This is a genomic window from Pseudomonas sp. PME37.24/025 (assembly GCF_055556615.1).
This window is the reverse complement of the sequence record NZ_JBVHNK010000001.1, coordinates 341,243-359,371: the sequence shown is the minus strand read 5'-3', so window position 1 is coordinate 359,371 and position 18,129 is coordinate 341,243. Positions and strand designations below refer to the sequence as shown.

The window sequence follows — 18,129 nt, the reverse complement described above, 5'->3', positions numbered from 1 at the left end:
TAACAACAATGAGAGTGATCCGATGATGCAAGCGCAATGGTTGAGTCATCGCAGCAGAGTCTTCGACCATGCCGACCCCTACGCGGTGTCGGGCTACGTCAATCAGCATGTCGGCAATCATTACCTCCGGATGCCTCGGGCCGGCCGACCGCTGGCCAGCCTCGATCATCGCAAATTCGCCAGCCTCGACCTGTGCCGCATCAGTTACGGCGCCAGCGTGCGGGTCACGTCCGGTGCGCTGGACAGCATCTATCACTTGCAAGTGCTGCTGCGCGGCAATTGCCTGTGGCGTGGCCATGGGCAGGAACATTACTTCGCACCCGGCGAGTTGTTGCTGATCAACCCCGACGATCCGGTGGATCTGACCTATTCCAGTGATTGCGAAAAATTCATCCTGAAAGTCCCCACGCGGCTGCTGGAGTCGGTGTGCGAAGAGCAACGCTGGCGATATCCGGGGCAGGGCGTACGGTTTCTGGAAAACCGTTATCAGCTCAATGAACTGGAGGGTTTTGTCGGTCTGCTGGCGATGATTTGCCAGGAGGCGGAAGCCGTCGAGCCGATTCCCCGCGTGCAGGAGCACTATGCGCAAATCATTGTCAGCAAGATGCTCGGCCTGATGAAGAGCAACGTCATGCGCACTGATCCCGGCTCAGCCTCGGCCACGTTCGAGGCGCTGGTCGATTACATCGCGTGCAACCTCAAGCAGGACATTGACAGCGAAGAACTGGCACGCCAGGCGCGGATGAGCCTGCGTTCGTTGTATGGGCTGTTCGAACGCAACGCGGGGGCCACCCCGAAAAACTACATCCGGCAGAAAAAGCTCGAACGCATCCACGCCAACCTGAGCGACCCGACCTGCAACGTGCGTAACGTCACGGAAGTGGCCATGGATTACGGCTTTCTGCACCTGGGCCGGTTCTCCGACAGTTACCGCAAACAGTTCGGGGAGTTGCCATCGGACACCCTCAAACGCCGCCACTGAGATCAATGAGAACCTGTGGCGAGGGAGCTTGCTTGTGGCGAGGGGGCTTGCCCCCGTCGGGTCGCGAAGCGGCCCCCGGCATTCTGTCAGGCACACCGCATCGATAGGATTTACGACTGCTGCGCAGCCGAACGGGGGCAAGCCCCCTCGCCACAGGTCCGTCATCGCATCACCTGCTGCACAAAACGGATACAGGTCTGCACCCCGCGGATAGTCCGCCCCATCCCCTCGTCCTAGCATGGCCCTGCCTGAATAAAAACAATGGAGGCGGCGGCCATGACCCTGCGACCTGAATACCTTCACTCCCTGCTTGAAGAAGACCCTGAGCAGGGCATCTATCGCTGCAAGCGCGAGATGTTCACCGATCCGCGGCTGTTCGACCTCGAGATGGAACACATCTTCGAAGGCAACTGGCTGTACCTGGCCCACGAAAGCCAGATCCCCAACAACAACGATTTCTACACCACCACCATGGGGCGTCAGTCGATCTTCATCGCGCGCAACAAGGACGGTGAACTGAACGCCTTTATCAACGCATGCAGCCACCGTGGAGCGATGCTCTGCCGGCACAAAACCGGCAACAAGAGCACCTACACCTGCCCATTCCACGGCTGGACCTTCAACAACTCCGGCAAGCTGCTCAAGGTCAAGGACCCGGCGGCGGCCGGCTACCCGGCGAGCTTCAATTGCGAAGGCTCCCACGACCTGACCAAAGTCGCGCGTTTCGAATCCTATCGCGGTTTCCTGTTCGGCAGCCTCAAGGCTGACGTGGCGCCGTTGGCAGAGCACTTGGGTGAATCGGCGAAGATCATCGACATGATCGTCGATCAGTCCGCCGATGGCCTGGAAGTGTTGCGCGGCTCCTCCAGCTACATCTACGAAGGCAACTGGAAACTCACCGCCGAAAACGGTGCCGACGGTTATCACGTCAGCTCGGTGCACTGGAACTATGCAGCGACCCAGAACCAACGCAAACAGCGCGAAGCCGGCGATTGCAATCCGACCATGAGCGCCGGCACCTGGGCCAGGCAGGGCGGTGGTTTCTATTCCTTCGACAAGGGCCACATGCTGCTCTGGACCCGTTGGTCCAACCCCGAGGACCGTCCGCTGTACGAGCGTCGCGACGAGTTGGCCCGGGACTTCGGCCAAGCGCGCGCCAACTGGATGATCGAGAACTCGCGCAACCTGTGCCTGTACCCGAACGTGTACCTGATGGACCAGTTCAGCTCGCAGATTCGCATCGCCCGGCCGATCTCGGTCAACCGCACCGAAATCACCATTTACTGCATCGCCCCCAAAGGCGAAAGCGACCACGCCCGTTCGAGCCGGATTCGCCAGTACGAGGATTTCTTCAACGTCAGCGGCATGGCCACCCCGGACGATCTGGAAGAGTTTCGCTCCTGCCAGACGGGTTACCAGGGCAGCGTCACCGCGTGGAACGACATGTCCCGTGGCGCCGAGCACTGGGTCGAAGGCGCCGATGACGCGGCCAAAGAGATCGACCTGCACCCGCTGCTCAGCGGCGTGCGCACCGAAGACGAAGGCCTGTTCGTGCTGCAACACAAGTATTGGCAGCAAACGATGCTTAAGGCATTGGCCGCTGAACAGTCCGGACTGATTGCAGTGGAGGCCGTGCAATGACCATTACCCATGACGCGGTGCGCGATTTTCTCTACCGCGAAGCACGCTACCTCGACGACAAACAATGGGACGAGTGGCTGGAGTTGTACGCGCCGAACGCCACATTCTGGATGCCGTCCTGGGACGACAACGATGAGCTGACTGAAGACCCGCAGCGGGAAATCTCGCTGATCTGGTACGGCAACCGCACGGGCCTGGAAGACCGCATCTTCCGCATCAAGACCGAGCGTTCCAGCGCCAGCGTGCCGGACACCCGCACCTCGCACAACCTCAGCAATATCGAGCTGATCGAACAGGCCGACGGGCTGTGCAAGGTGCGCTTCAACTGGCACACCCTGAGCTTTCGCTACAAGACCGTCGACAGCTATTTCGGCAGCAGCTTCTACACCCTCGATGTGCGCGGTGAAAACACGCAGATCTTGGCCAAGAAAGTGATCCTGAAGAACGATTACGTTCGTCAGGTCATTGATGTTTACCACCTCTGAGGCGGCCGTCATGACTCATTCCATTGCGTTCAATTTTGAAGACGGCGTCACCCGATTCATCGACGCCAATGCTGGGGAAACCGTGGCCGATGCCGCGTATCGCCAGGGCATCAATATTCCACTGGACTGCCGCGACGGCGCTTGCGGAACCTGCAAGTGCTTCGCCGAGGCCGGCCGCTATGACTTGGGCGAGGACTACATCGAAGACGCCCTCAGCGCCGACGAAGCGCAGCAGGGTTTTGTCCTGACCTGCCAGATGCGCGCGCAAAGCGATTGCGTGGTGCGAGTGCCGGCTTCATCGGATGTCTGCCGTACCCGTCAGGCCAGTTATGACGCGACCATCAGCGCCGTGCGTCAGTTGTCCGACAGCACCATCGCGCTGTCGATCAAGGGCGAGGCCCTGAGCAAACTGGCGTTCCTGCCGGGGCAGTATGTGAACCTCGGGGTGCCCGGCAGCGAGCAGACCCGCGCTTACTCGTTCAGCTCGTTGCAGCGGGACGGCGAAGTCAGCTTTCTGATTCGCAACGTGCCCGGCGGCTTGATGAGCAGTTTCCTGACCGGCATGGCCAAGACTGGCGACAGCATGAGCCTGGCCGGGCCATTGGGCAGCTTCTATCTGCGCGACATCCGCCGTCCATTGTTGCTGCTGGCCGGTGGTACCGGTCTGGCGCCCTTCACCGCGATGCTGGAAAGAATCGCCGAGCAGGGCAGCGAACATCCGCTGCATCTGATCTACGGCGTGACCAACGATTTCGACTTGGTGGAACTCGATCGACTCGAAGCCTTCGCCGCGCGAATTCCGAACTTCAGTTTCAGTGCCTGCGTGGCCAATCCCGACAGTCGGCACCCGCTCAAGGGCTACGTGACCCAACACATCGAGCCACGGCATTTGAACGATGGCGACGTCGACGTCTACCTGTGCGGCCCGCCGCCGATGGTCGAAGCGGTCAGCCAGTTCATCCGCGAGCAAGGCATTGCGCCTGCGAACTTCTACTACGAGAAATTTGCCGCCAGCGCGGCTTGAGCCGTGCTGGGGAAGAGCGATGAACGTCCTGTGGGAGCGTGGCTTGCCCGCGAAGAATGCACCGCGGTTTTTCAGGCATTACGCGTCATCGTTCTTCGCGGGCAAGCCACGCTCCCACAGGTTCTGCGTTTTAACTTACCTGGTTCGCTCCCACAGAACTAACTGGCCGGCATCCTTCGTCACGAGGTACACATGAACAGATTCCACGAAAAAGTCGCGCTGATTACCGGTGCCGCCCAAGGCATCGGCCGGCGTGTGGCTGAACGCATGGCCGCCGAAGGTGCGCGACTGATTCTGGTCGACCGCTCCGATCTGGTGTTCGAACTCCAGAAGGAATTGGGACAGAGCAGCCAGGTACTTGCCCTGACTGCCGACCTTGAGCAATACAGCGAATGCAGGCGCGTGATGCGCACCGCTGTCGAACGTTTTGATCGCCTCGATGTGCTGGTCAACAACGTTGGCGGCACGATCTGGGCCAAGCCTTTCGAACACTATGAAGAGGCGCAGATCGAAGCCGAAGTCCGCCGTTCATTGTTCCCGACACTGTGGTGTTGTCATGCCGCGCTGCCGTTCATGCTTGAACAAGAGAGCGGCGCGATCGTCAACGTTTCGTCCATTGCGACCCGTAGCGTCAATCGCGTGCCGTACGGTGCGGCGAAGGGTGGGGTCAATGCGCTGACCGCTTGCCTGGCGTTCGAAACGGCCGGTCGTGGCGTGCGGGTCAACGCGACCGCCCCCGGTGGCACCGAGGCGCCGCCGCGGCTGATCCCGCGCAACACCGCGCAACAGAGCGCTCAGGAAAAGCTTTGGTATCAGCAGATTGTCGACCAGACCCTCGACAGCAGTTTGATGAAGCGCTATGGCACGCTGGATGAGCAGGCAAGCGCTATTCTGTTTCTGGCCAGCGACGAAGCCTCCTATATCACCGGCATGATCATGCCGGTCGGTGGTGGCGATCCGGGCTGACGGGCTCGCAAGCAAAATTGGCCCGATTCTGGATAACCTGCCGCCTACAAGCGGCGCTGAAACGCTTTGACGATTCTGAGTGTGGCGTCGCTTGTGTTCAGGTTCTGTACCGCGTCCAGCGGATGCCAGATGCAGTCGAAGATTTCATTTTGTGGCCGAGCCTCTGCGATGTTTACGACCAGCGCCTCGTAGACATGGTGCCGGGTGCTGGGCGTTTCCCACTCCATCAAGTACAGCAGGTCGTCGACCTCAAGCCCTGTTTCTTCGTAAAGCTCTCTTGTGGCCGCGCCCGCAGCAGTTTCGCCAGGCTCGACTTTTCCGCCCGGCAGGGTCCAGCGCCCCCTGGGCTTGCGCACGAGGAGGATATGCCGGTCCTGCTCGCAAATGACGGTTGCACGTACTTTCATGGGTTACCCGACTTCCGCTTGTCACAAAACAGTCATAAAAATGCAATATTCGGACCGAAATCCGCAGAAGTGTCTGCTTCAAGGGTTGGAGTCGACACGGCGGCTGAAAGTGCAATGAAATGCCGGAATCCTGACGCGACGTCTGGTTGGTACTTCAGTGAAGGTCGGGTGTAAGGTAGTTGAGTCGATCCAGGACTATCACTGCCGAAATGGAGGTGACTATGAGCGTTCCGATGCTGACTAAAATGCACATGAATGGCTATGACGTACTCAGCGTGAACAACGGCCCTTGGCGGGTGTGCACCAAAGGTGACCGGCTTGGAGCCTTTGGCAGCAGAGAGGAAGCACTGGCCTATGCGGCTGCGCTTCCCGCCTACAGAGCCCAGTCGGGTAAAGCGTCGCGTAGCCACAAATCAGAAAGCCAGAAATCAGACAAGTAGTGTGCTTGAAGCCCCGGTTCGCCGGGGCTTTTGATATTTGCGGCAATGGACTAGTAACCGCCGCCCATCCCGCCCGTGGAGGGGGAATACTCTCTGGCTTTTTGTTGTATACGACTCCATTGCGCACAGGTCATGAAACTTTTATGGTCGACCCTGCCCGTCCCATCGAAGCTGACATTGTAGGGTTGCTGATGGCCGGCCTGCGTCAGCTTGTAGTCAAAACAGGTGCCAGGTTCCACCGTGCGTTGCGTTATCGATAAAGGCTGGCCGCCAATCTGCTGGACTTGATCCGTGCTCATGCCGACCTCGACCTTGGCGACCAGCGGTTGGTCTCGATAAACGTGTGATTCCGTGTTGCAGCCACCTGACGCCGCCAGCACAGCGATCAGCGCGCATAGAGGCTTGTTCATGACAGCGCTCTCTAGTGAACTTTCGTTCGAGTGATGGATTTTGCTTTTACTTCTTCAGCATAGCCCGCCAGTCGCTCTTCATCGCCCTGGAACAACGCGCACAGCCTTAGCGTTGCCTCTGCATCCACATCATTGCCAGCCTGGCGCAGCTGCTCTGCGATGCGCAAAAGCTCTACCGCCGACCACCTCAGGTCCGACGCCACGCCTTGCAGGTCGCGCCGAAGTTGCTGTTCATATTCGTTAAGCCACATGATGACCTCCTGCAATTCCCCGCTACGAAATAGTAATCCCATTTACCTCAATGGAGCGTTATGTTCGTCTGATCCGAAGAGAGTCAAAGCCATGCAACAACCTGTCTACCAACTGCTGGAAGTCGCCAACGGCAAGCCGATCAAACTCTGGACCGAGGGTGTGCCAGTTGAAAGCGAAGCCCGGCAGCAATTGATCAATACCGCGAAGATGCCGTTCATCTTCAAGCACCTGGCGGTGATGCCGGATGTGCATCTGGGCAAAGGGTCCACCATCGGCAGCGTGATCCCCACCGTGGGCGCGATCATTCCGGCGGCCGTGGGAGTGGACATCGGCTGCGGCATGATTGCCGCGCGCACTTCGCTGACCGCCGACGACTTGCCAGACAACCTGCACGGTCTGCGCAGCGCCATCGAAAAGGCCGTGCCCCATGGCCGCACGTTGAGCCGTGGCCGCCGCGATGAAGGCGCCTGGAATCACGTTCCACAGCAGGCCGATCAAGCCTGGGCGGCGCTGAGCTCGCGGTTCAAGGCGATCACCGACAAATACCCGAAGCTCGCCAGCACCAACAATCGTCAGCACCTGGGCACCCTCGGTACCGGTAATCACTTCATCGAGGTCTGCCTGGACGAGGCCAACCGCGTCTGGTTCATGCTGCACAGCGGTTCTCGCGGCGTTGGCAATGCCATCGGGACCCTGTTCATTCAGTTGGCCCAAGCGGATATGCGCCAGCACATCGCCAATCTGCCGGACCGCGATCTGGCCTATTTCAAGGAAGGCAGCCGGCATTTCGATGACTACGTTGAAGCGGTGGACTGGGCTCAGGACTTCGCCCGGCAGAACCGGGCGTTGATGATGCAGGCGGTGATTCAGGCCGCGCGGCAAGTGATTCGCAAACCTTTCGAGGTGGCGCTGGAGGCTGTGAACTGCCACCACAATTACGTGCAGAAAGAGCGGCACTTCGGTGAAGACGTCCTGGTCACCCGCAAGGGCGCGGTGTCGGCGAAGAAGGGCGAACTGGGGATCATTCCCGGTTCCATGGGGGCCAAAAGCTTCATCGTTCGAGGTCTCGGCAACGAGCAATCGTTCTGTTCCTGCAGTCACGGTGCCGGTCGGACCATGAGCCGCACCAAAGCCAAAAACACCTTCACTGTCGCAGACCAGATCCGCGCGACCGCTCATGTGGAATGCCGCAAGGATGCGGCGGTCATCGATGAGATTCCGATGGCTTACAAGGACATCGACAAAGTCATGTACGCCCAGCGTGATCTGGTGGAAGTACTGCACACCTTGCGACAGGTGGTCTGTGTGAAGGGGTAGGAAGGGAAGGGCTTCCATTGGTCGGGAACATTAACGCGAGTGAACAGCTCTGCTGTCGTATTGAGGTAATGATTTATTCGCTAGGGAGGCCATCTCAAATGACGACTACCGATGATTTCAGACACCACGCGCATGAGCTGATCGTTGACCTGGATGCGGCAACCACGGAAATGATGAAACTGATCTCGGCCCATCAGTTGAGCGGCCCGGAATGGGAGCGGGTCACGAAATGGCAGCATGAAGCGTACGAGCGATGGATGACGTACCTGAATGCGAGGTCGTATCCCGATTCCGGCTCGGGGGCCGAGCCGGGGCAGGGCGAAGCCCCTTTATAGAGACATCGCCGGCTGTGCGCTGGATGTAGGCATAAGTACAGGCTACATTTCCCGTTTTTCAGGATAAGGAAGCGTTATGCGCATGTTGATAGCGGGAATAGCGGTGGCTGTGTTGGCGGGCTGTTCATTACCCGCATCCGTGGTGCCCGGCGAGCCCAATATCAGCAAATACAGCGATAAGGCGCCCAAGGAATATGCCGCGTGTGTATTGCCGTTGTGGCGTCAGGACATTCCGGGATCGACGCAATCGGCGATTTCCAATGGCTACCGGATCACCGCGCCGAGCATCATCACGGCTGACGAAATTCTGGTTATCGTGAAATCGAAGGATGGCAGCCGGGTATCGCTTTACCAAGGACCACCGTGGGCCAAGTCAGGGGTACTGCGCCAAGCTGTTCGGGATTGTTTGTAACGCTCGCTTCGTTCGTTGTTCGTTTATGGTGACGGCCTGTGCCGTATGTCGCAGCCATATGTCGGAATTCAGGAACGGTCACTCCTCAACTAACTTCCAAGAGCAAACAGTCCTTGGGAGTTTGGCTATGAATGATGATCGAAAAAAGGCAGCCCTCGATGCCTGGTACCGGCTCTTGAGAGAACCGGAAGCCGGGATGGATTGTGAAGAACACTACGACAAACTGCTGAAAGTGGCGGATGAAATGGAGGGCGCCGGCCTCATCAACAACGCCGAATGGCGTGAGTTGGTGCGCGATGCACGGGGGGCTATTTGCGCTTCAATCGATGGTGTCGGGAGTGGAGTCGTCGATAGATGACTTAAAAATAGTGTGGATATTTAATGAGTTAGGAGATTTAGTAACTGGATAGTGAATCAGAATATCTTGTTACAAGTTGCGCGATTGGGTAATATCGCCCCGCGTTCACCACCACGGTTTATGCATTTTTAAAGCCCAGGCGTCCATCAGCTGCCTGGGCTTTTTTTTTGTCTGGAATTTGGAATGGCTTATGAGCGCGCTGCCGGCAGAGAGCCAGCAGCGTCGATGATGAGCGTGATGGACAAACGTTATTGATGCCTGTCGTTACCTGGCCGGATCAGCCCTGCGCCGATCGCTGCCAGATGGGTTGCCAGTGTCAAGAAGCCTCCTCTCGACCAGGACATTTTGCAGGGCCTGGCGTGCCGAAGGGCTTAACTGATCTTCTCTCTCCTTGAGTTCGAGCAAGATGGGGCTGGACCATTGACGATAGGTTTGCTCGGAAATTCGAGTAGATGTCATCTATCTCTCCTTTGATGAATCGCCCGACAACACAGTGGGCGAAGTCCTGTGCGCTAAAAATCCTAGTTGAGGAAACGGCTTGTCGCCAGTGAACGGATTGCAATGAGGTGCCGATCATCCTTCGCGACGCGGGTAGTCCACGATTCGGGCGTAAACTTAAGAGGCTACCTCATCAAAAGGAGCCGCATATGATCGCCGACCAAATGAATAGACAGGAGTCGGAGCAAAGTGCTGTTTGGGATCAATACTTCTGTGCCGCGTTGATTGCGGAAAGCAATCTGACGGCACCGGTGGTAGGAGAAGCCACCCACGAAGACAGGCAGAATCTGTTAATCCAAAGGGCCAAAGCACTCGCCGATAAGATGCTGGAAAACAGAAGATAACCGGAGCCCGGCCATTGCGCTGGGCTCTTCACTTTTTGATGTTCTTATCTTTCTTCCAAGTGAACGCTCCTTGGTCGAGGATCGTCTACAGTTGGTAATTCATGGATACGGAGATCGAACATGAAGTGCCTAATCTGTCAGGCTGTCTCTACGACTGTTCACGCGGCTGGAGACTGGTCAGAAGTTAAATGCCCGGCCGGATGTGGACACTACAAGGTATCGGCGAACCTTGTGGCGAAAATGAAATTCAAGAACGAGTTCTTTGACATCGAACGCACAAGACGATGGCTTAAAATGTCCCGCAATGACGAGCCGGTGCCGTTGATATCCACCTACGATTACAACGTTTCCTTATTGCATCGTGACACTGAGGATAGGTCGGGCATCGCGCCGATTCGCTCCAGGCAGCCGCTGACTTCGGATTAGAATCCGTCTGTCCTGGCTATAACCCTGTCCCCCCGTAGGAGCTGCCGAAGGCTGCGATCTTTTGACCTTCAGCGGCTCCTGAAAGATCAAGATCAAAAGATCGTCTGAACGCGGCCCGAGCCTTCGGCCGCTCCTTGGAGGAGCTCACGCAGGCATTGCTCGATCTATCGACAAAAAAACAAGCAACCTCCATGAATAGCCCCTGTCGATATCAACATGTCCCCGCTATTAGTTACCCTCCCATCCGGGTTGTCAGCATTGATGGCGGGCTGAAAGCGGCTAACTGAATGATCAGGAGGTGGCTATGAACTGTCCGCTGTGTGGAAACACTAATGCGCTGGAAGATCTTTCGTTCGGGGGCGGCTTGCGTATTTATTGTGAGCCGTGCGGTGGTTTCTATCGGATTTCAACAACCCTGAATGCCTTGGCCGGCGGAAAAACCTATGACACCGAGCGCGCTCGAGCCCGGCTGAAAAAGAAGCGTGAAACCGACAAATTGGAAGATCAAGAGCCGGCGCTAGGCGCAGAGGACAAAGACCTGCTCGTCGAGCCCAACTGATGTGTCGTGCAATCAACATGCGACCCAGCGAACGACGCACTGGGTGTGGGACGGTTATCCCGGCGAGACGGTTGCGGCAGGATTCGCCTGACCCTGAAGCCCGGGTTTCGAACGGGATCCCAGGCCAGGCGAGCGGCCCGGTTAATGAGCCTGTGCCACCCCGCGCAAAACCGTAGCAGCGGCGGTTTGAGATCGAGTGCTGGCTATGTTTCCCAGCGATACGACACCTACCAGACGCTTGTCTCGGTTGAGCACGGGCAGGCGACGCAGTTGCACGTCCGCCATGTTCTTTGCCACCTGCTCTATGTCTTCATCCTCAAAGCAATAGCGGATGCCGCCAGTCATTACTTTACTGATAGGGGTTTTGCCGGGGAGTCCTTCGGCTACGGCTCTAATGGCTATATCCCGGTCCGTGATCATGCCAATCAGACGCTCTTGCTCCTCAACCATGATGGCGCCGCTATCGATCCTGGCCATCATGTTTGCGGCCTCCTGGATCGTCTGGCTTGGCTTGGCTGTTAAAACATCTTTCGTCATAACTTCCAAAATCTTCATGAAAAGACTCCTTTAAAGTGATGCTTCAGTGATTAAGGGCTGCCAATTTTTTTGACTTTGGAGGGGAAGTGCGGGTTCAGATTGTTTTATCTCCGCTCGTCATGGTGGCGGGGCGTCACAGGAGATTCAGGCGGGGCGAGTCATGTGCGCGGGCCGTCGATAGGCTCTATCAGTTCTGAGCCCTGGTTCCTCACATTGCCCACGGCCAGGTCCACTTTGAACCATTCGAAGACGTCGCAAGGTTCGCTTTGCTGCAGAAGTATCTGTTCGGCGCGCTCCTTGGGCGTGTATGGGTCAATCCATTCCCGGGCCAGTTCGGGATTGAGCGTCACTGGCCGACGGTCGTGAATATCCACCATGCCACCCTGACTGTCCGCGGTGATGATCACGAAACCGTCATGCTCGTCCGGCTCCTTTTCGTACCTTGGATACTGACCAATGGCGGCGCACAGGATCGGTGCGTGATCCTTGCGGCGGATCAGGTAAGGCTGTTTCTTCGGACCGCCTTCGTAAACCCATTCAAACCAGTTGTCGATGGCAATAATTGCCCGGTGCGGCCATATCTCCTTGAAGAATGGGTCGTGGGCGACTTTCTCAACCCTGGCGTTGATCGGTGTCGCGTGATCCCTGGCCCAGTGCGGTCGCCAGCCCCAACGAACCCTGTCGGCGTGCAGCACGCCGCTTTCTTCGTGGAAGAGGGCGAGCTGAGTCGACGGCGCTGCGTTGTAGAGCTCGAGCGGCTGTTCGCCAGCATTATTGACCAAGGCGTTGGGCATACTCAGCGCCGCCACGAATTCGTGAACACCTCGATACTGCGAAAGTCGTCCGCACATGGCTGAGCCCTCATGCTGAAGCTTAAGCTTAGACAATAGTTTCAAGATGATCCTTGAGGCTGTCTAACCCGCAAGACCTTCAAAAAAAGGATCGCCGCTTGCGTTTCGCGACACGCGGCCAGGACGCATCCGGGATTCGCGGTTTTCTTGATTGATGTCAATCGCCTGAGTCGAGCTGCTCTGTATTCTCTGGAGAAACCGACAGCTGAATAGAGGGAGAACATTCATGCTCTATCCGCTGTTTCTAACCGTTCATCTGTTTGCCGCCCTGATCTTTATCGGCACGGTGTTCTTCGAAGTCCTTTTTCTGGAAAGCATCCGCAAACAGTTGCCCGCCAAGGCGATGCTGCTGGTCGAAGAGGGTATTGGCCGCCGAGCCCGCACCCTGATGCCATGGGTGCTGCTGGTATTGTTCGGCGCGGGCCTGGGCATGGTCTGGCTGCGCTATTTGCCCATCCTTGCAACGCCAATGGCCTCATCATTCAGCACCTTGTTGCTGTTGAAAATCATGGTCGCCGTGAGCGTGCTGCTGCATTTCCTGGCCGCCATGTTTTTGTTCAAAAGCGGCCGAATGAACGCTCGATACCTGCATTTCATCCATGCCAGTGTGTTCTGCCATATGGTCGTCATCGTACTGCTGGCCAAGGGTATGTTTTACCTGACGTGGTGAGCGGCCTTGCCCCAAGGTCTGTCCTGCAAGCACTTGGCCTGCGCTTGATACAAGTCAAGGAGCATTGATCGCCAATCCCGGACACTGTTGATCCGCAGCCAGTCTCGGAGACCTGTCATGCTCGATTTTTCTCACGCCCCCGGCGATCTGATCGCTCGGTGCGATCAGGGCGTACTCGACCCCAACTGCCATGCCGACACGCAAAAGTTTCATGACGGCATCGGCTCTCTGGATTTGCTTCGTGCCTTGCGCGTCAGCCGCCAGAAACGCCGCCCGATCGCCCTGAACGTGCAGTTGCCTTCCAGCCTCAAGCCAGCCTTTTGTTCCCCGCGCGATGTCGCCTGCGAGCACGGCGACATCGAACAGTACCTTCAACGCCTGGAACAGGAGATCGACCTCGTCGGTTGTCATCTGGGAGCGGAGCAACGGGTCGAACAATTTCATCTGAACGGCGGAACACCCACCATCGCTCATCTCGAGCGCCTGATGAATCATCTGCGTGGTCGATTCAACTTTCTCCAGCATGAGTGTGGCGACTACAGCGTCGACGTCGACCTTCACTCTACCGATTGGTCGACCATGGGCGCGTTGCGCAACCAGGGATTCAATCATGTCAGCATTGGCGTTCCGGATATCGATACCGACTGTGACATGTCGGTGGCCTGCTACCAGAACCCGGCACCCATTCATTCACTGATCGATGCCGCCCGCACCTTTGGTTATCGATCGATCAATGTCGATCTGGGTTTTGGTCATGCCTGGCAAACGCCAGAAAGCTTCGCGCTGAAGCTGGCGGCGATCATTGAGCTGGAGCCGGACAGGCTGATGGTGTTCGACTATGCCCGACCACCACGCCGTTATCGGCCAAGGCTCGGCGACAAGGTCAGGGAACTGTGCAGCCAGGACGATAAAGGTGCGATGCGCCAGATCGCCTTCGAACAGTTGATCGCCGTGGGCTATCACTACATCGGTATGGGGCAGTTTGTGCGGCCCGATGATGATCTGGCGATCGCTCAGGAGCGGGGCCGGTTGCGCCGCACCTGTGACGGTTTTACCCGTCACGGTTATTGCGACCATATCGGCTTCGGTTTGGGCGCCATCAGTCAGATCGACGATGTGTATACGCAAAACACCGATGCGATCGAGCGTTATCAGCAGCAGCTGGACCGGGGCCAATTGCCGACGTCTCGTGGCTGGCGTTTCGAGGCGGGGGATCAGATAAGGCACATGGTCATGGAGCGACTGGCGTGCGATCAAGAGCTGGATATCCGCGCCATCGAGCGGCGCTATGGGCTGATTTTCTCCAAGTATTTTGCATCTGTCTGGCCATTGCTGGAGCAATTGAGTCGTGACGGGTTGATTGAATTGTCGGACCGTTTCATCAGCATTCTTCCCGCCGGTCGGCCGGAAGTGGATGCCATCTGCAATCTGTTTGAAAAGGATTTGGGCAGTGCAACGCATTAACCCAACTGCGAGTTGATTGATCATGAAACCTGCATTCGATTTCGATCGAGCCCTGGTCGAAAAGTATGACCGCCCCGGGCCGCGCTACACCTCTTACCCCACGGCGCCGCAGTTTCATCAGGCGTTTGCCGTCGACGACTATCAGCGTGCCGCCTCCGACAGCAACCTGGCGGCGGTGCCCAAGCCATTGTCGGTGTATATCCATATTCCGTTCTGCAAAAGTCTTTGCTACTACTGCGCCTGCAACAAAATCATTACCCAGAAAACCCATCGGGCCGTCGAATACCTGACGTACCTCAAGCGTGAAATCGTGATGCAGGCCGCGTTGTTCGACAGCTCGCGCAAACTCACGCAACTGCACCTGGGCGGGGGCACGCCGACGTATTTGACCAGTGAACAGCTAGCGGATCTGATGGACTGCTTGCACCAGGCGTTCGACATGGACGACAGCGATGACCATGAGTTTTCCATCGAGGTCGATCCGCGCACCATCAGCACCGAGCAGATCCAGTCGCTGCGTCAATTGGGCTTCAATCGCTTGAGCTTCGGCGTACAGGACTTCGATCCCGACGTTCAAGCCGCGGTCAATCGGCAACAAAGTGAAGAGCAAATTTACGCGCTGGTCGCGGCGGCGCGCGAAGCGCAATTCAAGTCGATCAGCGTCGATCTGATTTACGGTCTGCCGCTGCAAACAGTGCAGAGTTTCGACGTCACCCTCGGCAAGATCATCGCCCTGCGTCCGGACCGGATTGCCGCCTACAGCTACGCCCATTTACCGGAGCTGGTGCGCGCGCAACGGCTGATTCGCCCGGCGGACATGCCGCCACCGGAGCGCAAGCTGGAGTTGCTCGAATTGACTATCCGCCGTCTGACCGAGGCTGGTTATGTCTATATCGGCATGGATCATTTCGCCTTGCCGAATGATGAACTGGCGTTGGCCCGCACCCATGGCACCCTGCAACGCAATTTTCAGGGTTATTCGACCCATGCCGATTGCGACTTGATCGGTCTTGGGGTGTCTTCGATCGGCAAGGTCGGCGACAGCTACAGCCAGAGCGTCAAGGAGCTTTCGCAGTACTACGCCCGTATCGATCAGGGTTTGTTGCCGGTGCATCGGGGTTACCGCTTGAGCGCCGACGACCTGCTGCGCCGTGAGGTGATCAGCGACCTGATGTGCCACGGCAGGATCGATTTCGCCAAGTTCGAAGCAGGTCATGGCATTTGTTTCACCGAGTATTTTGCCGATGCGCTGGCGCAACTGGACGAGCAGGTGCGTGACGGACTCCTGCAGATTCACAGCGACGAATTGGTGCTGTTGCCGCAAGGGCATTTGATGATGCGCAGTGCCGCGATGGCGTTTGACGCCTACTTGGGCGAACAGCAAAAAGGCCAGTTTTCCCGCACCGTTTGAGGTTACGGAGCGCTCTGGCGCAAGGAATGATATTGAGTTGATTTCAATCAAGGGCAGGGCGCACAACGCTGCCTAACATGGCCGCAAGCCCCTTTGAAATCAGCGAGTTCATGACAATCCATCAGCCTTCGACACATGGCAATCCACGCATCTGGAGCGTCGGGCTGATGGTGATGGTCTTGCTGATGATCGCAGCGTTCGCGACGGTGCAGGCCAAGTCATACGGCGACATCGAGCAGCAGCGCATCGAGAAGGTCTTCCCGCAAACCGATTCGGTGTCCGCAGCCGAAGGCAAGTTCAAGGTGCGTACGCTGTCGGCGGCCGGCAAGGTTATCGGGTATGTGTTCCAGAGCCTGGATGTGGTGGACATTCCGGCCTACTCGGGCAAACCCATCAACACCCAGGTGATCCTCGACACCGCCGGCGTGATTCAGGACGCCTATGTGCTGGAGCACCACGAACCGATTCTGCTGATCGGCATCCCCGAAGAAAAACTCCACGGCTTCAGCGCCCGATACAAAGGGATCAAGGTCAGCCAGCGGGTAGTCGTCGGCCATTCCAGCGACCCGAGCGCGGTCACCGTGGATGCCATCGCCGGCGCAACCGTCACCGCCATGGTCGTCAATGAGGTCATCATGCGTGCCGCCCACGAGGTGGCCGTATCGCTGAAGCTGATCGAGGACAAGGGTGGGGTGGTGAACAAGCCCGCCACCGTACGCCAGGACTTTTTCGAGCCCGCCACCTGGGAGCAACTGACCGGCAACGGCGCCATTCGCCGGTTGAACCTGACCCGTGGGCAGGTCGATGCAGCCTTCAAGGGCACCGAAGCCGAAGGCGTCGACAACGCCGGCCCGGATCAAGTCGATGACACCTTTATCGAGCTGTACACCGCCGACTTGAACCCACCGACCATTGGCCGCGCGTTGCTGGGCGACAATCAATATCGCTTCCTCATGCAGGATCTCAAACCCGGCGAGCAGGCCATCGTGGTGCTGGGCCGTGGGCTGTTTTCCTATAAAGGCTCGGGTTATGTGCGCGGCGGGATTTTCGATCGGGTGCAATTGCGCCAGTTCGGCAACGTCATCAGCTTTCGCGACATGGACCATCAGCGGCTCTCCGATGTATTTGCCAAGGGCATGCCCGAGTTCAATGAAATGTCGATTTTCATTGTGCGCAAACCGGCCGGATTCGATCCGGGATCGCCCTGGTCGCTGGAGCTCCTGGTGCGGCGTCAGACGGGACCGGTCAGCGGCACCTTCAGCAGCTTCGAACTGCCTTATCAACTGCCCGAACCCTACCTTGAGCGACCCGCGCCCAGTGCCGAAGAACAGGCGGCCATCGAGGAAGCCAGCCGGCCGATGTGGTTGAATATCTGGTACCAGAAACACTTCCAGATCGCCGTCCTCGCGAGTGCGTTGTTGCTGCTGACGGCCATCCTGTTCCTGCAAGACAAACTCACCCGCCGGCCACGCTTTTTGCACTGGCTGCGTCGTGGTTACCTGCTCTTTACCGTGGTCTTTCTGGGCTGGTATGCCTTGGGGCAATTGTCGGTGGTCAATGTCCTGACCTTTGTGCATGCGCTGTTCGAGCACTTTCGCTGGGAGCTGTTTCTCACCGATCCGCTGATCTTCATGCTCTGGGTCTTCACCGCCGCGAGCATTCTGTTGTGGGGCCGTGGCGTGTTCTGCGGCTGGCTGTGCCCGTTTGGCGCCTTGCAAGAGCTGATCAACGAAGCCGCGCGCAAATTGAAAGTTCCCCAATACGAATTGCCGTTTGCGGTGCATGAGCGGCTGTGGGCGATCAAATACATCATCTTGCTGCTGCTTTTCGGTATCTCCCTGGAATCGATGTCCACCGCCGAACTGTTCGCCGAGGTGGAACCCTTCAAAACCGCCATCACCCTCAAGTTCGACCGCCAGTGGTGGTTCGTGCTCTACGCGGTGGGGCTGCTGGTGATCAACATTTTTACGCGCAAAGTCTATTGCCGCTACATCTGCCCCTTGGGTGCGGCGCTGGCAATCCCGACCAAATTGCGCCTGTTCGACTGGCTCAAGCGCCGCAAGGAATGCGGCAGCCCTTGCCAGTTGTGCGCCAAGGAATGCGAGATCCAGGCGATTCACCCGGATGGCCGGATCAATGCCAACGAGTGCCATTACTGCCTCGATTGCCAGATGACCTATCACAACGAAGACAAATGCCCGCCGCTGATCAACAAGCGCAAGAAGCGCGGCAAGCCGGCACCCGTGGCGGTGCAACTGATACCTGTCGTGGAAGTGCCGGCTGTTGAATGAAGCTCGCGAGCGCACGTCTGCAGTGACCGTTTTAATCCCTTCAAGGAGT

At 57.7% G+C, this 18,129-nt stretch carries 22 protein-coding genes; 16 read left to right on the top strand and 6 right to left on the bottom strand.

Translation table 11 applies throughout. The annotated features are described in order from the left end of the window. The first annotated feature begins 22 nt into the window (after nucleotides 1-22). The 5 genes from ACZ3HH_RS01475 to ACZ3HH_RS01455 all read left to right on the top strand — a co-directional run bounded on the left by ACZ3HH_RS01475 (nucleotide 23) and on the right by ACZ3HH_RS01455 (nucleotide 5,098). On the top strand, nucleotides 23-982 hold the full coding sequence (locus ACZ3HH_RS01475) for an AraC family transcriptional regulator (RefSeq protein WP_465802365.1): 960 nt from the start codon (nucleotides 23-25) through the stop codon (nucleotides 980-982). Nucleotides 983-1,258: 276 nt separating this feature from the next. Beyond that, nucleotides 1,259-2,623 (top strand): benzoate 1,2-dioxygenase large subunit, encoded by a 1,365-nt coding sequence (gene benA, locus ACZ3HH_RS01470; RefSeq protein WP_465802364.1) that lies wholly within the window; start codon nucleotides 1,259-1,261, stop codon nucleotides 2,621-2,623. Continuing rightward, nucleotides 2,620-3,108, top strand: a complete 489-nt coding sequence (benB, locus tag ACZ3HH_RS01465; protein WP_465802363.1) for a benzoate 1,2-dioxygenase small subunit — start codon at nucleotides 2,620-2,622, stop codon at nucleotides 3,106-3,108. Before benA ends, benB begins: the two co-directional genes overlap by 4 nt. A 10-nt stretch (nucleotides 3,109-3,118) precedes the next feature. Beyond that, nucleotides 3,119-4,132: a benzoate 1,2-dioxygenase electron transfer component BenC gene (gene benC / locus ACZ3HH_RS01460; protein ID WP_465802361.1), complete on the top strand. Its 1,014-nt coding sequence runs from the start codon at nucleotides 3,119-3,121 to the stop codon at nucleotides 4,130-4,132. Nucleotides 4,133-4,324: 192 nt separating this feature from the next. After that, complete coding sequence (locus ACZ3HH_RS01455) at nucleotides 4,325-5,098, top strand: 1,6-dihydroxycyclohexa-2,4-diene-1-carboxylate dehydrogenase (protein ID WP_465802360.1); 774 nt, start codon at nucleotides 4,325-4,327, stop codon at nucleotides 5,096-5,098. A gap of 44 nt (nucleotides 5,099-5,142) precedes the next feature. Here ACZ3HH_RS01455 and ACZ3HH_RS01450 read toward each other — a convergent pair whose 3' ends face one another. After that, complete coding sequence (locus ACZ3HH_RS01450; protein ID WP_465802358.1) at nucleotides 5,143-5,505, bottom strand: NUDIX hydrolase; 363 nt, start codon at nucleotides 5,503-5,505, stop codon at nucleotides 5,143-5,145. Between the two features lie 221 nt (nucleotides 5,506-5,726). On the opposite strand from ACZ3HH_RS01450, the gene ACZ3HH_RS01445 reads away from it, so the two are divergent. Continuing rightward, nucleotides 5,727-5,945, top strand: coding sequence for a DUF2188 domain-containing protein (locus ACZ3HH_RS01445; protein ID WP_465802357.1), 219 nt, complete (start codon nucleotides 5,727-5,729; stop codon nucleotides 5,943-5,945). Nucleotides 5,946-5,995: 50 nt separating this feature from the next. On the opposite strand, the gene osmE is transcribed toward ACZ3HH_RS01445, so the two are convergent. Together osmE and ACZ3HH_RS01435 are read right to left on the bottom strand one after the other, a co-directional pair. Then, nucleotides 5,996-6,355: an osmotically-inducible lipoprotein OsmE gene (osmE, locus tag ACZ3HH_RS01440; RefSeq protein ID WP_465802355.1), complete on the bottom strand. Its 360-nt coding sequence runs from the start codon at nucleotides 6,353-6,355 to the stop codon at nucleotides 5,996-5,998. A gap of 11 nt (nucleotides 6,356-6,366) precedes the next feature. Continuing rightward, nucleotides 6,367-6,606, bottom strand: coding sequence for a hypothetical protein (locus ACZ3HH_RS01435; RefSeq protein WP_007895573.1), 240 nt, complete (start codon nucleotides 6,604-6,606; stop codon nucleotides 6,367-6,369). A 91-nt stretch (nucleotides 6,607-6,697) separates the two neighbouring features. Here ACZ3HH_RS01435 and ACZ3HH_RS01430 point away from each other — a divergent pair, with 91 nt between their 5' ends. From ACZ3HH_RS01430 to ACZ3HH_RS01415, 4 genes are all read left to right on the top strand, one after another. Continuing rightward, a complete protein-coding gene (locus ACZ3HH_RS01430) occupies nucleotides 6,698-7,924 on the top strand; it encodes an RtcB family protein (RefSeq protein WP_465802353.1) in 1,227 nt (408 codons plus the stop codon). Between the two features lie 98 nt (nucleotides 7,925-8,022). Continuing rightward, on the top strand, nucleotides 8,023-8,259 hold the full coding sequence (locus ACZ3HH_RS01425; protein WP_038982782.1) for a hypothetical protein: 237 nt from the start codon (nucleotides 8,023-8,025) through the stop codon (nucleotides 8,257-8,259). Between the two features lie 76 nt (nucleotides 8,260-8,335). Next, complete coding sequence (locus ACZ3HH_RS01420; protein WP_465802352.1) at nucleotides 8,336-8,671, top strand: hypothetical protein; 336 nt, start codon at nucleotides 8,336-8,338, stop codon at nucleotides 8,669-8,671. 127 nt (nucleotides 8,672-8,798) lie between these two features. Beyond that, nucleotides 8,799-9,029 carry a hypothetical protein gene (locus tag ACZ3HH_RS01415; protein WP_465802351.1) on the top strand — a complete coding sequence of 77 codons (231 nt, stop codon included), beginning with the start codon at nucleotides 8,799-8,801 and terminating at the stop codon, nucleotides 9,027-9,029. A 264-nt stretch (nucleotides 9,030-9,293) separates the two neighbouring features. Here the strand turns inward: ACZ3HH_RS01415 and ACZ3HH_RS01410 are convergent, their stop codons facing one another. Next, nucleotides 9,294-9,488 carry a hypothetical protein gene (locus ACZ3HH_RS01410; protein ID WP_465802349.1) on the bottom strand — a complete coding sequence of 65 codons (195 nt, stop codon included), beginning with the start codon at nucleotides 9,486-9,488 and terminating at the stop codon, nucleotides 9,294-9,296. 188 nt (nucleotides 9,489-9,676) lie between these two features. Here ACZ3HH_RS01410 and ACZ3HH_RS01405 point away from each other — a divergent pair, with 188 nt between their 5' ends. Further along, nucleotides 9,677-9,871 (top strand): hypothetical protein, encoded by a 195-nt coding sequence (locus ACZ3HH_RS01405; RefSeq protein WP_030130625.1) that lies wholly within the window; start codon nucleotides 9,677-9,679, stop codon nucleotides 9,869-9,871. Nucleotides 9,872-10,601: 730 nt separating this feature from the next. Beyond that, on the top strand, nucleotides 10,602-10,856 hold the full coding sequence (locus ACZ3HH_RS01400) for a hypothetical protein (RefSeq protein WP_465802347.1): 255 nt from the start codon (nucleotides 10,602-10,604) through the stop codon (nucleotides 10,854-10,856). Nucleotides 10,857-10,997: 141 nt separating this feature from the next. Here ACZ3HH_RS01400 and ACZ3HH_RS01395 read toward each other — a convergent pair whose 3' ends face one another. Beyond that, the gene (locus ACZ3HH_RS01395) at nucleotides 10,998-11,411 is read right to left on the bottom strand and encodes a CBS domain-containing protein (protein WP_465802346.1); all 414 of its coding nucleotides are present in this window, start codon (nucleotides 11,409-11,411) and stop codon (nucleotides 10,998-11,000) included. 140 nt (nucleotides 11,412-11,551) lie between these two features. After that, nucleotides 11,552-12,244, bottom strand: a complete 693-nt coding sequence (locus ACZ3HH_RS01390; protein WP_465802344.1) for an SOS response-associated peptidase family protein — start codon at nucleotides 12,242-12,244, stop codon at nucleotides 11,552-11,554. Between the two features lie 226 nt (nucleotides 12,245-12,470). Here ACZ3HH_RS01390 and ACZ3HH_RS01385 point away from each other — a divergent pair, with 226 nt between their 5' ends. The 4 genes from ACZ3HH_RS01385 to nosR all read left to right on the top strand — a co-directional run bounded on the left by ACZ3HH_RS01385 (nucleotide 12,471) and on the right by nosR (nucleotide 18,080). Next, complete coding sequence (locus tag ACZ3HH_RS01385) at nucleotides 12,471-12,914, top strand: CopD family copper resistance protein (protein WP_465802342.1); 444 nt, start codon at nucleotides 12,471-12,473, stop codon at nucleotides 12,912-12,914. Nucleotides 12,915-13,031: 117 nt separating this feature from the next. Beyond that, the gene (locus ACZ3HH_RS01380; RefSeq protein WP_465802340.1) at nucleotides 13,032-14,378 is read left to right on the top strand and encodes an oxygen-independent coproporphyrinogen III oxidase; all 1,347 of its coding nucleotides are present in this window, start codon (nucleotides 13,032-13,034) and stop codon (nucleotides 14,376-14,378) included. Between the two features lie 22 nt (nucleotides 14,379-14,400). Beyond that, on the top strand, nucleotides 14,401-15,789 hold the full coding sequence (gene hemN, locus ACZ3HH_RS01375; protein WP_465802338.1) for an oxygen-independent coproporphyrinogen III oxidase: 1,389 nt from the start codon (nucleotides 14,401-14,403) through the stop codon (nucleotides 15,787-15,789). 110 nt (nucleotides 15,790-15,899) lie between these two features. Then, complete coding sequence (gene nosR, locus ACZ3HH_RS01370; protein WP_465802337.1) at nucleotides 15,900-18,080, top strand: transcriptional regulator NosR; 2,181 nt, start codon at nucleotides 15,900-15,902, stop codon at nucleotides 18,078-18,080. Nucleotides 18,081-18,129: the final 49 nt, after the last annotated feature.

Coding starts and splice junctions, on each gene's coding strand:
- ACZ3HH_RS01415 (WP_465802351.1), top strand. CDS start 8,799: ATGAATGATGATCGAAAAAAGGCAGCCCTCGATGCCTGGTACCGGCTC.
- ACZ3HH_RS01395 (WP_465802346.1), bottom strand. CDS start 11,411: ATGAAGATTTTGGAAGTTATGACGAAAGATGTTTTAACAGCCAAGCCA.
- ACZ3HH_RS01450 (WP_465802358.1), bottom strand. CDS start 5,505: ATGAAAGTACGTGCAACCGTCATTTGCGAGCAGGACCGGCATATCCTC.
- osmE (WP_465802355.1), bottom strand. CDS start 6,355: ATGAACAAGCCTCTATGCGCGCTGATCGCTGTGCTGGCGGCGTCAGGT.
- ACZ3HH_RS01425 (WP_038982782.1), top strand. CDS start 8,023: ATGACGACTACCGATGATTTCAGACACCACGCGCATGAGCTGATCGTT.
- benA (WP_465802364.1), top strand. CDS start 1,259: ATGACCCTGCGACCTGAATACCTTCACTCCCTGCTTGAAGAAGACCCT.
- nosR (WP_465802337.1), top strand. CDS start 15,900: ATGACAATCCATCAGCCTTCGACACATGGCAATCCACGCATCTGGAGC.
- ACZ3HH_RS01445 (WP_465802357.1), top strand. CDS start 5,727: ATGAGCGTTCCGATGCTGACTAAAATGCACATGAATGGCTATGACGTA.
- ACZ3HH_RS01430 (WP_465802353.1), top strand. CDS start 6,698: ATGCAACAACCTGTCTACCAACTGCTGGAAGTCGCCAACGGCAAGCCG.
- ACZ3HH_RS01410 (WP_465802349.1), bottom strand. CDS start 9,488: ATGACATCTACTCGAATTTCCGAGCAAACCTATCGTCAATGGTCCAGC.
- ACZ3HH_RS01455 (WP_465802360.1), top strand. CDS start 4,325: ATGAACAGATTCCACGAAAAAGTCGCGCTGATTACCGGTGCCGCCCAA.
- ACZ3HH_RS01380 (WP_465802340.1), top strand. CDS start 13,032: ATGCTCGATTTTTCTCACGCCCCCGGCGATCTGATCGCTCGGTGCGAT.
- ACZ3HH_RS01405 (WP_030130625.1), top strand. CDS start 9,677: ATGATCGCCGACCAAATGAATAGACAGGAGTCGGAGCAAAGTGCTGTT.
- benC (WP_465802361.1), top strand. CDS start 3,119: ATGACTCATTCCATTGCGTTCAATTTTGAAGACGGCGTCACCCGATTC.
- ACZ3HH_RS01390 (WP_465802344.1), bottom strand. CDS start 12,244: ATGTGCGGACGACTTTCGCAGTATCGAGGTGTTCACGAATTCGTGGCG.
- ACZ3HH_RS01400 (WP_465802347.1), top strand. CDS start 10,602: ATGAACTGTCCGCTGTGTGGAAACACTAATGCGCTGGAAGATCTTTCG.
- ACZ3HH_RS01385 (WP_465802342.1), top strand. CDS start 12,471: ATGCTCTATCCGCTGTTTCTAACCGTTCATCTGTTTGCCGCCCTGATC.
- hemN (WP_465802338.1), top strand. CDS start 14,401: ATGAAACCTGCATTCGATTTCGATCGAGCCCTGGTCGAAAAGTATGAC.
- ACZ3HH_RS01435 (WP_007895573.1), bottom strand. CDS start 6,606: ATGTGGCTTAACGAATATGAACAGCAACTTCGGCGCGACCTGCAAGGC.
- ACZ3HH_RS01475 (WP_465802365.1), top strand. CDS start 23: ATGATGCAAGCGCAATGGTTGAGTCATCGCAGCAGAGTCTTCGACCAT.
- benB (WP_465802363.1), top strand. CDS start 2,620: ATGACCATTACCCATGACGCGGTGCGCGATTTTCTCTACCGCGAAGCA.
- ACZ3HH_RS01420 (WP_465802352.1), top strand. CDS start 8,336: ATGCGCATGTTGATAGCGGGAATAGCGGTGGCTGTGTTGGCGGGCTGT.